The sequence below is a fragment of the Bacteroidota bacterium genome, assembly GCA_037133915.1.
Lineage (GTDB): Bacteria > Bacteroidota > Bacteroidia > Bacteroidales > CAIWKO01 > JBAXND01.
Genome location: JBAXND010000004.1, coordinates 13,623 through 28,756, shown reverse-complemented (window position 1 = coordinate 28,756; position 15,134 = coordinate 13,623). Strand labels below are relative to the sequence as shown.

Sequence of the window (15,134 nt, the reverse complement as noted above, 5' to 3'; positions counted from 1 at the left end):
TTTCGCAGGTTTTCATTATAAAATGTTTAATGTCAATTGTTGGACTTTCGCGACAAGCTGATGATTAAAATCAAATGCCCTGACCAATGACATTCCAACTGTAATAAAAAGCTTTCGTACCTTTGCACCTTATATTGTTTGAATATGCCCGTTAATGAAATCCGTCGTATTAATCAGAGCACAATACTCGGAACATGGTTGATTAACGAATCATGGGAAGAGCTGTATGAAAAGGCGTTTCTATCGGAGCACGAGTTGGCGGAATTCGATACATTCAGGAATGATACACGAAAGAGACAGTGGCTTGCTTACAGAACTCTGATACGCGAGATGCTTGGCGAGAATTATTTATTGATATACGATGGTGATGGCAAGCCTCACATAAATGAACCCGGGCATTTTGTTTCAGTATCGCATTCTAAAGATTATGCCGCAGTTATTGTAAGCAAAGATAAAGCAGTAGGAATTGATGTTGAAATGATACATCCACGCATTGAGAAAGTTATAGGAAAATTTCTCTCGGAAGAAGAAATTGGGGCGGTTGGTACTGCAAAACGCCTTGAAAAGCTTTTTGTGTACTGGTCGGGCAAGGAAGCTCTTTACAAACTCGACGGAAAGGGTGCGGCGGATTTCAGCCATCAGATATTGTTCGGTCCGTTCGAATATGAAACACCGGGGAGGCTTACAGGGCGAATTATCAGACATGGTGATGAGAAGCAATATACCGTGAATTATGAAGAAATGAGCGAGTACATGCTTGCTTATGCCATAGAATAAAATATTATGATATCAAACCGACCAAAACCGGCAAATATCCGGCATGAACTGGAACGGCGCATTCTTGTGCTTGACGGTGCCATGGGAACAATGATACAGGCATTCAAGCTTGAAGAAAATGATTATCGCGGCGGGCGCTTCAAAGACCATCCACAACTGCTCAAAGGCGCGAATGACCTGTTGTCGCTTACACGACCCGACGTTATTTCTGCCATACATGAACAATATCTGGATGCCGGATCCGATATTATTGAAACCAATACCTTCAATGCCAACAGGCTTTCAATGGCTGATTACGGTCTTGAGAGTGCTGTATATGAAATGAATATTGAGTCGGCAAAACTTGCCCGTGCTGCTGCCGATAAATTCACAATGCAAAATCCTTTAAAACCCCGGTTTGTTGCCGGTGCCGTTGGTCCTACAGGGAAAACACTCAGCATTTCCGATAATGTGTCGGAACCCGCAATGCGGTCTATGACCTTCGACCTACTTACAGCCACCTACGAAGAGCAGATAAATGGCTTGATAGACGGAGGTGTGGATGTGTTACTTATTGAAACTATTTTTGACACGCTTAATGCGAAAGCTGCAATATACGCATCGAAGCAGGTGTTCAAAAAGAAAAATATTACGCTTCCGCTGATGCTTTCAGTGACGATTAGTGATAACAGCGGACGTACACTTTCGGGGCAAACGCCCGAAGCGTTCCTCGTTTCCATATCGCATGCATCACCTTTGGCAGTGGGTTTCAATTGTTCATTGGGTGCTACCGCACTGCGCCCGTTCATTGAAGAAATGTCGGCAAAAAGTCCGTTCTTTCTCAGTGTTTATCCCAATGCCGGTTTACCTGACCATACGGGTTGCTACGACGAAGGTCCTGAACAAATGGCCGCAAATGTGGCGCCACTGCTGCGCGAAGGACTGGTGAACATAATTGGTGGGTGCTGCGGCACTACCCCAAAACATATTGCGGAAATAGCAAAACTTGCAGAAACTGCTACCGGTCGGCAGATTCCGGAAATAAAAAAAGAAACGAGGCTCAGCGGACTCGAAGTCCTTACCATCAATAAAGAAAGTAATTTTATCAATATCGGCGAACGAACCAATGTCTCCGGTTCACGGAAATTCGCAAAGCTGATACGCGAGAAAAAATATCCGGAAGCCCTTTCAATTGCCCGGCAGCAGGTTGCCGCAGGAGCACAGGTTATCGATATCAATATGGACGATGGCCTGTTGGATCCCGAAAAGGAAATGGTGAATTTTGTGAACCTGCTGGCTTCTGAGCCTGATATCAGCCGCGTTCCGTTCATGATAGATTCATCGCGCTGGACAGTGATAGAAGATGCCCTCAAATGCATACAGGGAAAAGCAATAGCGAATTCCATCAGTTTGAAAGAGGGCGAATCTGTGTTTATTGAGCGGGCGCGCACACTGCATGATTTGGGTGCAGCTGCCATAGTAATGGCTTTTGATGAGAATGGACAGGCAGCTACAAAAGAAGAAAAAATTGCCGTGTGTAAGCGTGCCTATGATTTGCTTACAAAAGAGGCCGATTTTAAACCTGAAGATATTTTTTTCGACGCCAACATTCTTACCATCGGTACCGGTATGGATGAACATGCCGCTTATGCACTGAATTTTCTGGAAGCGGTGAAGTGGATTAAAGGCAATTTGCCATACGCGAAAGTGAGTGGTGGGGTAAGCAATCTCTCATTCTCGTTTCGCGGCAACGATGCGCTGCGTGAGGCAATGCATGCAGCCTTTCTGTATCATGCCATAAAAGTGGGCATGGATATGGGTATCGTGAATGCAGGGGCTCTTCCTGTGTATGAAGATATTCCGGCTCCCTTGCTTCAGCTTGTAGAAGACCTGATTCTTAACCGCAGAAAAGATGCAACTGAGCGTATTACGGTTTATGCACAGGGAATGGCAGCCGGCGAAAAGAAAACCGAAGCGGAAGAACAATGGCGAGCAGACAATCCCGAGAAACGGCTGCAGCATGCGCTGATAAGCGGCAATGAAGATTTTCTGATTGCCGACCTGGATGAAGCAATGACGGCTTATGGCTCTGCACTTTCGCTGATAGAAGGTCCGCTGATGGCGGGCATGGGAAAGGTTGGCGATTTGTTTGGCAGTGGGAAAATGTTTCTGCCACAGGTCATAAAAAGCGCTCGCGTGATGAAAAAAGCCGTGAGCCATCTGGCTCCGCACATTGAAAAAGAAAAAAAGGATAGTGTTGGTAAGCGTGCCGGAACGTTTGTATTAGCTACAGTCAAAGGCGATGTTCACGATATCGGAAAAAATATTGCTCAGGTTGTACTTGGATGTAATAATTTTGAGATTATTGACCTTGGCGTAATGGTTCCTGCCGATAAAATACTGCGTACAGCAATCGAACAAAAAGCTGATATCATTGGGTTGAGTGGGTTGATTACTCCTTCTCTTGATGAAATGATACACGTTGCCCGCGAAATGGAAAAAGCGGGAATGAGCATTCCTCTGATGATTGGAGGCGCTACAACTTCCGAGATTCATACAGCGTTGAGAATTGCTCCGGCATACAGCGGTCCGGTAATCCATGTGCACGATGTATCGCAGGCTGCCGCCATTGCTTCAAAACTATTATCAGCAGATCAGAAAGCGGATTATGTGATATCACTGCGCGAAAAGCAGCAAAAAGTGCGTGAACGGCACGAAACTTCGCAGGCAAAGCTTGAATATATTACACTGGCCGAAGCGCGCAGCAACCGCCATAAAACGGACTGGAAGAATTTTGATTTCGCGAAACCAGCGTTTACTGGGGTTAAGAAAATTGAAGTGTCTGTTGCAGACCTGATTCCTTACATCGACTGGACATTCTTCTTTTTTGCATGGAAGCTGAACGGTCGGTTCCCGGCACTGCTCAGCGATCCGGTAAAAGGACCTGAAGCAACAAAACTTTACGAAAGTGCCCTCGAATTACTCAACCGCATTGCCAAGAATGATATGCTGAAAGCTGTTGGATATGTCGGGTTCTATGAGGCCAATAGCCTGGGTGACGATGTTCATCTTAGATACGGAAGCGGAAATGATGCGGTGCTTCATTTTATGCGTAATCAGGAACGCCGGTTTGAACTTCACGAAAACCGCTGCCTGTCCGATTATATTGCACCTGAACCGTACAAAGATTATATCGGGTTATTTGCAGTAACTGCCGGTATTGGTGCCGATGCACTGGCTGATGGTTTTTCGGCCGACGGCGATGATTACAACGCGATTCTGCTGAAATCACTGGCAGATAGGCTTGCCGAAGCCTTCGCGGAAAAAATTCATCACATGGTGCGCAAGGAATTTTGGGGCTATGCACCTTCAGAACATGAGGATACACAGGCATTCCTTAAAAATGAATTTGCAGGTATACGACCTGCAGCCGGCTATCCCTGCTGCCCAGATCATTCAGAAAAGAAGGCGATTTTTGAATTGCTTGAAGTTAACCCGGAAGATATATTGTTAACGGAAAATTACGCAATGTCGCCTGTGGCATCCGTTTGCGGTTATTATTTTTCACATCCCGAATCAAAATATTTTGCCATCGGTAATGTTCAGCCCGATCAAATCGAAGATTATTCGGTTAGGAAACAAACCTATCTTAAAAATATAAATACACTGAAATGAAAATTGCAGAAAGAATAAAAAAATCAGACAAAACTTTATTTACGTTTGAATTGCTGCCACCCCTTAAAGGTGATAACATAGGTACTATTCATGAAATGATAGAGCCCTTGCTGGAGTTTTCGCCGGCATATATTAATGTTACCTATCATCGTGAAGAAGTCGTTTATAAAAAGCGTGATGGCGGTTTGCTTGAAAAGAAAATCGTACGGAAACGCCCGGGAACAGTTGGAATAACGGCAGCCATCAAATTCAAATATAAAATTGAGGTTATTCCGCATATTATTTGTGGGGGTTTTAGTCGTGAAGAAACTGAGAATGCCCTGATAGACCTGCATTTTTTGGGAATACATAATTTATTGGTGCTTCGCGGCGATGTGCCTAAATCAGAAAAATATTTTGTTGCCGAATGCGATGGTCATGAGCATGCAATCGACCTTGTGCGTCAGGTTCAGGATTTGAATAAAGGTATTTATCTGGATGATGAAGTGGAGAATAAAACACCCACAGACTTCAGTATTGGTGTTGCGGGTTATCCTGAAAAACACGCTGAAGCTCCTAATATGCAATCGGACCTGCGTTATCTGAAACAAAAAATTGAAGCAGGAGCAGAATATATCGTCACACAAATGTTTTATGACAACGCAAAATATTTCAGCTTTGTGAAACAATGCCGTGCCGAAGGTATTGATGTGCCAATCATTCCGGGAATAAAGCCGATTGCCTCCATTAAGCAAATTAATATGCTTCCGCAGACATTCAATATAGATATTCCGAATGCACTGGCACAGGAAATAGAAAAATGTAAAAATAATGAGCAGGCGCGTGAGGTTGGTGTTGAATGGACCACGGCTCAGGCCAAGGAACTATTGAAAGCAGGTGTTCCGGCATTGCATTTTTTTACAATGGGTCGCGCCGATAATATTCGGAAAATTGCAAAAGCGGTTTTCTGATCATGATGAAAATGATATCTTTGAACAAATAATCAATCATGAGCATTTACACCCACATAGTTTCAAAAATTGAAAATGGTCGCAAACAGTTAGCTGTACTTATAGATCCAGATAAAGTGAGCGGCGTGGAGGTTGGGCGTATGGCAGAAATCTCACAGACGTGCGGTGTCGATTATTTTTTTATTGGTGGAAGCCTGCTTACCAATGATAATTTGGATTGCTGCATAGAGAATTTGAGAAAGCACAGCTCCATTCCGGTTGTGCTGTTTCCGGGAAACACGCTTCAGATAAATGCAAAAGCTGACGCAATCCTTTTTCTCTCACTTATTTCCGGGAGAAATCCTGAAATGCTGATTGGTAAACATGTCGTTGCAGCGCCCTATTTGAGAGCAAGCATGCTGGAAGTGATACCAACCGGTTATATGCTTATAGAAAGCGGAAAGCCAACAACGGCGCTATATATGAGCAATTCAACGCCTATTCCTTCGGATAAAGATGATATTGCGGTGTGTACGGCTCTTGCAGGTGAAATGCTCGGTTTGAAATTAATCTACGCCGATGCCGGAAGTGGCGCCGAAAGAACGGTTACACCTTCAATGATTCGTAATCTTAAAAAGAATATTTCTATTCCCCTCATTATTGGGGGTGGCATCCGCAGTGCTGCCAAAGCCAAAGAAATTTATGATGCCGGAGCCGATATAATAGTGATAGGTAATGCCATCGAGAAAAACAGCCGCCTGATATCCGACATCAGGGAGGCCGGAAACGCATTATAGTGAATTGTTTTTTGGCTTTCCCAATAAGGATTAGTACGGTAAATAATAATCAGGCGAATCTTACTTCATTTTTCTGACCGAATTACTTTAAAAAATAATTTTATAGGCTTTTTATGAGCGTTTATAAGTATTATATTGGTAGTTAAATATGTAATTTATTTCATTAAAAGTATGATTAATATATTGATAAACATAATGTTACGGCAGTTTATCATTAAATTAAAAATAATTTTCATTTTTTTTCAAAATTCAAATATTTTCTTACATTTGCTGCCTGGCAATTTTGTAAAAAAAGAGCAAAAGAGTTAGTAAAATTTTTTCTTGCAAGGTTTTTCACCTGCACGCAATTGCCCTCCCAAAAACAATTAATTAGATAACCAAACGGTTTAGGAAACCTGTGCCCTTTCGGACCGGTTTTCCAAACGAAATGCAGTATGGACTAATTAATTTGATTCGCATGAAGTGTTTTTACGAAAAAAATAAATGCTTGCAACATGGCAAAACTAAATTTTGTAATCCTCGTCAGTTGTGTATAATACTTGTCACATTGCTTCTCCAGACAAATGTGTTAGCTCAAATATATCCAATGGTCCAAAACCTTCCATACACACAGAATTTTGGAGTAGGCGCATTTACTCTGATGCCTGAAGGTATGGCCGTATGGACAGTCAGTGCAGGTCCGAAAACAACGCAGGCATTGGCGCAGGCAAGCGTTGCAAATGGAAATGCCCTGATTCCTGCAGCCACTGCGTCACAGGTTGGCTCGGGTTGTTTTGGTCTGGCGATAAATGGCAATGGTATGCTGTACATTCAAACAGGATCCAATACAGTAAACGGCACCAACCAGGGTGCCGTTGCCGTTTCAACAATCGGGTATAGCAATATACAGGTGTCGTTTTCTGTGCAGATGATATCCGCACAATTAAAAACGGTGGGGCTGGTTTTGCAATACCGTACTGCCACTACAGCCGCTTGGACAAATGTGACAGGAGGGGTTTATTCCCATAATAATGTGGATAGAGTTAACGGACAAACTGACAATTTCGTCAATCTGATATTGCCAACTGCCGCGGCAAACAAGTCCGTAGTGCAGCTTCGCTGGGCAAGTTGGGCAGGTACACAGGCTGGAAACTATTCGGGAGTGGCAATAGATAATATTTCTATAACCGGAACCTACGATCGTCCGACTTATTATTTTCGGAGTAAACAATCCGGCAACTGGAGTAATACGAACACATGGCAGATGTCGTCTAATAATTCAACTTGGACAGATGCTGTTTTTACACCCAATTATAAATCGAAAAGTATAACAATTCAAACCGGACACAATGTTGTTCTTACGACAATTGATACCCTTGATGAGGTAATAATAAATGGTACTTTGACTTATGGCGATTTTTCCGGTAATGAGTTAGCGGTTAATAACGGCGCGGGAACTGATATTATAGTAAATGGTGCTTTTGAAGATTCCGGACCAAACGCAATCAATTTTTTGACCGGCGCAACATGGGCTATCGGTACAAATGGAACACTCATCCGAACGCGAAGTACTGCCCCCGATAACTGGCAGTTGAAGTATCAGGGAGGCATTGCAGTAATTCCGGCAACCGCCAATTGGATACTCCGTAAAACGGGCACTGATTCTCCTGTGCTGTCAAGCCTTGGCGGGATGTATTATCCCAACCTCTTAATTGAGTGTGCTACGATGACAGGATGGATTTGTAATGGCAATTCATGTTTTTCAGGTGCAACAGATTATCCACGCATCAAAGGTTCGCTATTTATTGGCGTAAACCAGAGTGGTACTGTAAATTTTAAAAATGAGAATTCTTTTACAACTGCTATTCCGGTAGCCGGAAATATAATCGTCGGCAACGGCTCCTCGCTTCAAAATTGCGGAACCGGCATTGATGTAAAAGGCAATATTATTATTGACGGAATTCTTTCATATGGAAACAGCGGCACGCGAAAAATATTGTTTTCGGGCACCACAACCCAAACGATTAGCGGAAACGGAACAATTAACTTTTATAATATCGCTGTTAGCAAAACTACAACGCCCCTGAATCTCGCAACAAACATCAGTGTTGAGAACAGCCTTGTTTTAACGGCAGGAAAGATGCTGTTGGGAAATAACAATCTTATTCTCGGGCCGGCAGCAACAATTACTGCGACATCAAATGCTTACATCAGAACCAATGGACTTGGCAAACTTGTGAAAAAATATAATAGTACGGGCGCAGCTTTCACCTTTGCAGTAGGTGATTCATTGAAATATACTCCTTACACGATTAACCTGACATCAGGCAGCATTACTCCAAATGCAGATATTTCGGTTCGGCAGGTTTCTGTTCGCGAACCTCACTTTGCTGTCTGTTCAAACTATATCAGGAAATATTGGGAAGTGAATGTTAACAACATCACTAATGCTGCAGCAACAGCTACTTATTTATATGCCGATGCTGATGTAGAACTGAATGAAAATGATTTTACTGCACTTCGATGGAGTGCTGCTGACAGTACGAAAATTGCAGGGACTGTCAACAAAGCAACAAATACAGCAACTGCTTCCGGCTTGCTAAAATCCGGAAACTATACTGTGGCAGGAATAATTCCTCACGATGTATGTTCTGCTGCAACCGGTATAACAGCTGATACTAATTGTTCGCTCCGTCAATATTACTCTTATGGAACCTGTTGGCTAAAACTTCAAAACAACTTCCAGCAGCAAAAACTGACAGCTATAAGTGGCATTAACAGTCCACTTACGATTACTCTTTATTCAGGAAGTTGCAACGGTATGACGAAAATTCGCAAAGATTCCATCGGTGCAAATGATACCTTGATAATTGATACACTAAAACTTATTCCCGGAATCTATTTTGTTAAGGTGGAAACCTCAGGAAAATTTCAGGTTTCTGTTTGTAAATTTTTGCCGGTACTCGATTTTACGTTATCTGCAGACTCTTTGAGTGATGGAGACACACTTAAAATAATAAACACTTCAAAGGGATTTTCTGTAAATGCCGGTTTTTTGTGGCAATTTAATGATTGTACATTTTTCCCCGATGATTCTTTACAAAATACCTGCAGTCTTACCACGAGGGGAATTCACCCGCAACTTAAAGGAACATTCATAATGGATGGTTACCATTATATCAGTTTAAAAGCTGTTGATAATAATGGCGCAATTATAACGACTGTATCACCTGAATTAAAAACAGTTTTGAGCGGCATGAAAACAAACTCGTGCCACGGGACGTGCCATGATACGCTTCCATTGGATCCATGTCAATATATTTGCAACGGAGATTTTGAGTACCACTCCGCTTGCCCACAAGGAATTAGTGAGATTTGCCTTACTGAGCCCTGGACAATTAATGATAGCCTCGGAAGCACCTGTAGTACACCCGACTACTTTAATTCTTGCAGAACCTGCAACAACATCTCCGGGTGTGTCAGTGTTCCTCAGAATATGATAGGCTACCAGAATTCACATACTTTACATGGTGGCGCCTATGCCGGTTTTATCGCAACAAGCTACGCATACTATTGGAATCCCTATTATCTTTATGAATATATTCAGCAACCCCTAAAATTTCAATTGACGCAGGGGGAAAGGTATCATGTAATAATGTACCTCAGTTTGGCCGAACGCTGTAACTATGCTGTTGGGGGGTTGCAAATGTATTTTACCAATGGGCAGCCACAGCAACCGACAGGATGGCGTCAAATAGTACCGGCATTTCCGGCGCAACTAACAACACCTTCACCGATAATAAATGATAAGCAAAACTGGGTGTTATATAGTGCCGATTTTGTTGCGCCAACTTCCGGCATTGACTGGGTAACGATTGGCGTTTTCGACCCTGACCCTCCCAATCAGCCAAATCAGCCGGTTTCAGGCAATTACATGGGGGTAAATTATTTGCCGGGCTGGGACAATGCTTACTACTTTATCGATGATGTAAGTGTTACCTTTGAGCCCACTATAACCGCCTCACAGACTCAGATTTGCCCGGGTCAAAGCTCGATACTTACAGTAGCGGGAGGGACACAATATCTTTGGAACACTGGTCAGACAACACAATCAATAACAGTGAATCCATCTGCATCAACAACCTATTTTTGCACTATTACAAGTGCAAATGGTTGCACCAAGATAGATACCGTTACAGTTGGTGTTGTTGGGCTGCCCACACAACCACAGCTTATCGGATCATTCCATAATTGCGTTCAGGGCGCTTCATTACAATATAGTGTTGTGAGTCCGCCAACGGGTTGGACCTATAATTGGTCTTTTCCTGCAAGCGAGACATTTTCAAACTCAAACCCTAACGGTCCGGCTACCTTCAATGTGGTTTGGAAAAATCCATTCAGTGCACCGCGTGTAAATCTTATCGTAAAAGGTACCGAACCAGTGAACGGCTGCTCAAACTCTGATACTATCACCATATATCAATGCTGCGATGCCGGTATTAGTACCTATCCCGGAACCCCCGATTATAATTGGCTCGACCAAACGATAACACTCGTTAATGGAATTACACTTGTTGGAAACAAGAAAATTATCATTAATGGTACCGTTTATTTTGATGAGGACCTCACCTTTGATGGCTGCACTTTCTACATGGGGCCATTTGCAAAGGCTGTTGTTAAAAGTGGACGTACGGTTACCATTAAAAGAAGCTCGGTGGTGCAGTCGTGCGATAAAATAAATATGTGGGACGGATTTTATATTTCGGATAATACAGCTACTCTTAAAATCTTAGGCAAATCTTGGGTGCAGGATGGTCGTAATGCTGTTGTTTCACAAAATGGCGGAATATTTCAGATAGAAGAATCCAGCACTTTTGATTTGAATAATATCAGTTTATTAGTGAAATCACAAGGTGCAAATACAGCGAGTTATTTTAAAACAAATTTCGTGCGATGCTCTAATGCCGCCTCAATGCTTTGGCCCTACAATAATAACCGAAGTTACTGCGGCGTTAAAGTTGATACAACCACTTATGTTTTAATTGGTCCGTCAAATACGTTTAATAAACTTGATGTCGGAATTTATTCATACAAATCAGGCGTGGAGATTATACAAAATACATTTAATAATATAACGACTGCACCTCTCCAGTTTACCAAAGCAGCCATTTGGGCAATAGGTCCGGGTGTTTCGCTGAAGGCGCTCAATAATACATTTACGAATTGCTTTGAAGGAATATACTGCGAACGACGTATGAATATTCAGGTGAAGAACAATACGTTTACTACAATAAAACAAAATGCGGTTTATTATAATGGTATTGGGCCTGTGCTAAACAGTAATACCGTGCTTGTTGATGCCAATATTATTTCAAATGCCGGCAATGGTGTATTTGCGTACATGCCGGGCAAAAGCATCAGTACAATATCAAACAACAATATCAGCTGGACCTACAGCGTACCCGACACTCTTCGCTATGGCATTAAATTTTATGGTACTAACAGCGCGAACGAAAAAATGACCATCGGCCCCATGAATGTGGTGGGCGCTACTTACGCCTATAAAGCAATTGGCCTTCAAAATGCCGTACTGCCGGTGGTTACTGCCAACACCATCACCATTGCCAATAAAAGTGGCAGCTTTACTCCCTATGGCATACACCTGCAAAATTGCGTGAGTGCCAAGGTAAAGTGCAACAATGTAAGCACCAACAACAATCCTGCACCCGGTACAGGTATGAAAAGCTTTGGGATAGCCTTTGAAATGAGCGAAAATACTTCCTTACTGGCAAATAATATTAATAATATACACACGGCAATTATGGCCGCCAACTCCTGCCTGAATTCTAAAGTGTTTTATAATAATATGAATTATTGTAGATACGGACTTGTGCTCAATGCCCAGGGCATTATTGGGCAGCAGGGCAATATGCAACAACCAACAAATAATAACTGGACCGGATGTGTGTATGATACGTGGAGTTTTTCTTCTTATGGCGGGTCTTCTGCATTGTATGTCCAGAATACCACGAATATAAATCCATACATTCTATTCATCCATTTTTCTCCAAATAACCCACTCTATTCTGCATTTTCGCGCATGGGTGGAGCACAAAATATAATGCAGCCGCTCAACCCTTGCGCCGGATGGCCTGTGATTGCAAGCGTTCAGAGTGCGCAGCTTACTGACATTGCCGAACAAGGAGCTGTTGGGCTGCAAGCAACCGATAAAGCTGCCGAATACTCTGCAGAGCGCTCGCTGCGCAATATTGTAAAATACGATTCGCTGATGGCGCTTGAACCTGTTTTAGATGCTTTTTACAATAGTACCGAACCCACCGCTATGGGCTTGCTCGACTCTGCCTTGGCAGCCATACGCGAAGGAAATTGCTCTGTGGCAGCTGTTCTAAATAATAGGGTGCCCGATACGAATGTAATAGAAGCGAATGAGAGGCGGGTGAATGAAATAGAACTGAACCACTGCAACGGCAACAGCCCATTTACCGAAGCTGAAGTAAGTGAACTGAGAGCGTTGGCACAAAGCTGCCCGTTTACCGATGGCAAGGCAGTATATCGCGCCCGTACGCTATTAGCAATTGTTGATAGTTTTAACACCGAGTATTTGAATGAATGTGAAGAGCTGCGCATAATTGAAAATCGTAAAATCAGCACCCAAAAGGCTGAAGATACTGTTTCAGAAAATGCAGCTATTCAAATAAGCATATATCCAAACCCTGCCGCCGAGGTAATAAACGTGGAAGTTTCGGGGATTGCGCTCGGAGTGCCCATGAGCATGGAGGTGTATGATGTAATGGGCGTAATGGTGAAAAAAATAGGCTTCGTGAATGAGGGCATGAATTCTATTCTGCTCAGTGAAATTAGCAACGGGGTGTATTTCTGCAACCTGATTAAGGGCGGAATAATACTCAGCAAAAATAAAATTGTAATAGTTAAATAGATGTATTTTAACCTTTTGTTTGCATTTGGTTAAGATTGGTATTATCTTTAAAAATTAATAGAAGCAATGAGAAAACCGGCAACCATAATGATTGCTATGTTCATGATTCTGCTTGTGAATACATCATTTTCACAAGTGAATCTGGTGCCAAACCCAAGTTTTGAGGAGAGCCATGGTGAATGGCCATGTCCATTTAATAATTTGGATAGTATTCCATGGCCGAATTATTGGGTAAGCCCGGCTTCGGTTGGTGATGGCGACCCTGATTATTTAATCAGTTGGTGTTGTAACCAATATAGTTCAGTCCCTTCAAATTATGCCGGTATTCAATTTCCTTATGAAGGTGATGCTTACACAATGATAGGTCTTGTATCTGATACAGCAGCGGGTCACGCTCCATACAGGGAATATTTGCAAACGGTATTATTAGATACTTTAAGAAGCGGGCACCGTTACTGTTTCAGCGCTTGGATGTCATCTAGCGATTCGGCCGCCAAAGTAACTGATGATATTGGCGTTTATTTTTCTGACACTGCTATTTATAAATATGATGGGAAAAATTTTCCAGTTACACCACAGATAAGGAATCCGGAAGGTCGCTATTTGGATGATAAAGCCAACTGGCAACTTTTTTCGGGGAGTTTCGTTGCTGTTGGCGGGGAAAGATATATTACTATCGGTAATTTTTTAGACGATTTTCATACCAATTATATTACACCGCAACCACATTCAAATGATGTTGGTTGGACAAGCGTGGGCGCTTATTACCTTGATATGGTTTCTTTATATGACTGCACCGGATTTGATTACCGTGCCAATGCAGGGGGTAAAAACCTGCACATAAGTTTGGGCGATAGTGTTCAGTTAGGCACCGATGCCAGCCCTGCACGGCAGTATAGCTGGTCGCCGGCGGCGGCATTGAACTCGAATACCATTGGGACGCCTACGGCTGCGCCACAGCAAACCACTACTTATACGCTTACCGTAATTGACGAGTACTTTCAAATGACATCAGATTCTATAACCGTTTTTGTAGATCCGGTAGCATCTGTTGCTGAAAAGCAAAATGAACGCAATATTAAAGTGTATCCAAATCCGGCTGCGGATATAGTAACCATTGAGTTTAAAAATGGAATTTTCGAAAATGCAATCGTAGAACTGTACGACCTTACTGGTCAAAAAGTGTTGGTTGAAACCATTGAAAGCGGCAGCTCGAAACATCAGATAAATCTGAAAGAGATGAATGCCGGATTCTATTACTGCAAAGTAATTAATAACGGGCTTATGTATGGCGAACAGAAAATAGTAATCGTAAAGTAGGATAAAATTATTCACTGTTCCCGCCACAGGCGGACAGGCGTTTTTCACTCTTCACATGTAAAAAAAAGTACAATGAATAAAACAAAAGCCATAATGGTCTTTTTGTCGGCTTTTCTGATAACGGAACTTGCTTTTTCACAAATGAATCTGGTGCCAAACCCAAGTTTTGAGCAAAATCATGGCACTGAACCTTGCCCTTTTAATCCTGCCGACAGTCTTCTGTGGCCTGACAGTTGGATAAGCCCAGCGCCAAATTGGGGCGGTGGAAATCCTAATTATTATTTGACATCGTATTGTAATCAGTATAGCTCTGTGCCACTGAATTTCGACGGGTATCAATATCCTTATGAAGGCAATGCATATACCTTAATTGCCATTGTTGGTGACACGGCCTCGATGCTTTGGAGAGAATACTTACAAGTTGAATTAACACAAAACCTAGAAGCGGGACATCGTTATTGTTTTAGTGCATGGCTATCTTGTGGTGATTCCGCAATGAGAGCGACAGATGATATTGGAGTGTATTTCTCTGATACTGCAATTTACCAAAATGGAAGTGAGAATTTTACATTCATTCCACAGATAAGAAATCCGGAAGGTCGCTTTTTATCTGATAAGACTGGTTGGCAGCTTTTTACAGGGAGTTTCGTGGCTGTTGGTGGGGAAGATATCTTACTATTGGAAATTTCTTAAATGACTATCAATCTGATTACATTATAC

7 protein-coding genes are annotated in these 15,134 nt (G+C 42.4%); all 7 read left to right on the top strand.

From position 1 onward, the window contains the following. Positions 1-144: 144 nt before the first annotated feature. The 7 genes from WCM76_02365 (at position 145) to WCM76_02335 (ending at position 15,107) form a co-directional block, all read left to right on the top strand. Entirely contained in the window at positions 145-777 is a 633-nt protein-coding gene (locus tag WCM76_02365; GenBank protein ID MEI6764454.1) for a 4'-phosphopantetheinyl transferase superfamily protein, read from the top strand. Between the two features lie 6 nt (positions 778-783). Next, positions 784-4,431, top strand: coding sequence for a methionine synthase (metH, locus tag WCM76_02360; protein MEI6764453.1), 3,648 nt, complete (start codon positions 784-786; stop codon positions 4,429-4,431). Beyond that, on the top strand, positions 4,428-5,381 hold the full coding sequence (gene metF, locus WCM76_02355; protein ID MEI6764452.1) for a methylenetetrahydrofolate reductase [NAD(P)H]: 954 nt from the start codon (positions 4,428-4,430) through the stop codon (positions 5,379-5,381). Before metH ends, metF begins: the two co-directional genes overlap by 4 nt. A 38-nt stretch (positions 5,382-5,419) precedes the next feature. Then, positions 5,420-6,157, top strand: a complete 738-nt coding sequence (locus tag WCM76_02350) for a geranylgeranylglyceryl/heptaprenylglyceryl phosphate synthase (GenBank protein ID MEI6764451.1) — start codon at positions 5,420-5,422, stop codon at positions 6,155-6,157. 586 nt (positions 6,158-6,743) lie between these two features. Next, entirely contained in the window at positions 6,744-13,094 is a 6,351-nt protein-coding gene (locus tag WCM76_02345; protein ID MEI6764450.1) for a T9SS type A sorting domain-containing protein, read from the top strand. Between the two features lie 66 nt (positions 13,095-13,160). Continuing rightward, positions 13,161-14,414, top strand: a complete 1,254-nt coding sequence (locus WCM76_02340) for a T9SS type A sorting domain-containing protein (protein ID MEI6764449.1) — start codon at positions 13,161-13,163, stop codon at positions 14,412-14,414. Between the two features lie 72 nt (positions 14,415-14,486). Further along, positions 14,487-15,107, top strand: coding sequence for a hypothetical protein (locus tag WCM76_02335; protein ID MEI6764448.1), 621 nt, complete (start codon positions 14,487-14,489; stop codon positions 15,105-15,107). Positions 15,108-15,134 lie beyond the last annotated feature (27 nt).

Coding starts and splice junctions, on each gene's coding strand:
- WCM76_02365 (MEI6764454.1), top strand. CDS start 145: ATGCCCGTTAATGAAATCCGTCGTATTAATCAGAGCACAATACTCGGA.
- metH (MEI6764453.1), top strand. CDS start 784: ATGATATCAAACCGACCAAAACCGGCAAATATCCGGCATGAACTGGAA.
- metF (MEI6764452.1), top strand. CDS start 4,428: ATGAAAATTGCAGAAAGAATAAAAAAATCAGACAAAACTTTATTTACG.
- WCM76_02350 (MEI6764451.1), top strand. CDS start 5,420: ATGAGCATTTACACCCACATAGTTTCAAAAATTGAAAATGGTCGCAAA.
- WCM76_02345 (MEI6764450.1), top strand. CDS start 6,744: ATGGTCCAAAACCTTCCATACACACAGAATTTTGGAGTAGGCGCATTT.
- WCM76_02340 (MEI6764449.1), top strand. CDS start 13,161: ATGAGAAAACCGGCAACCATAATGATTGCTATGTTCATGATTCTGCTT.
- WCM76_02335 (MEI6764448.1), top strand. CDS start 14,487: ATGAATAAAACAAAAGCCATAATGGTCTTTTTGTCGGCTTTTCTGATA.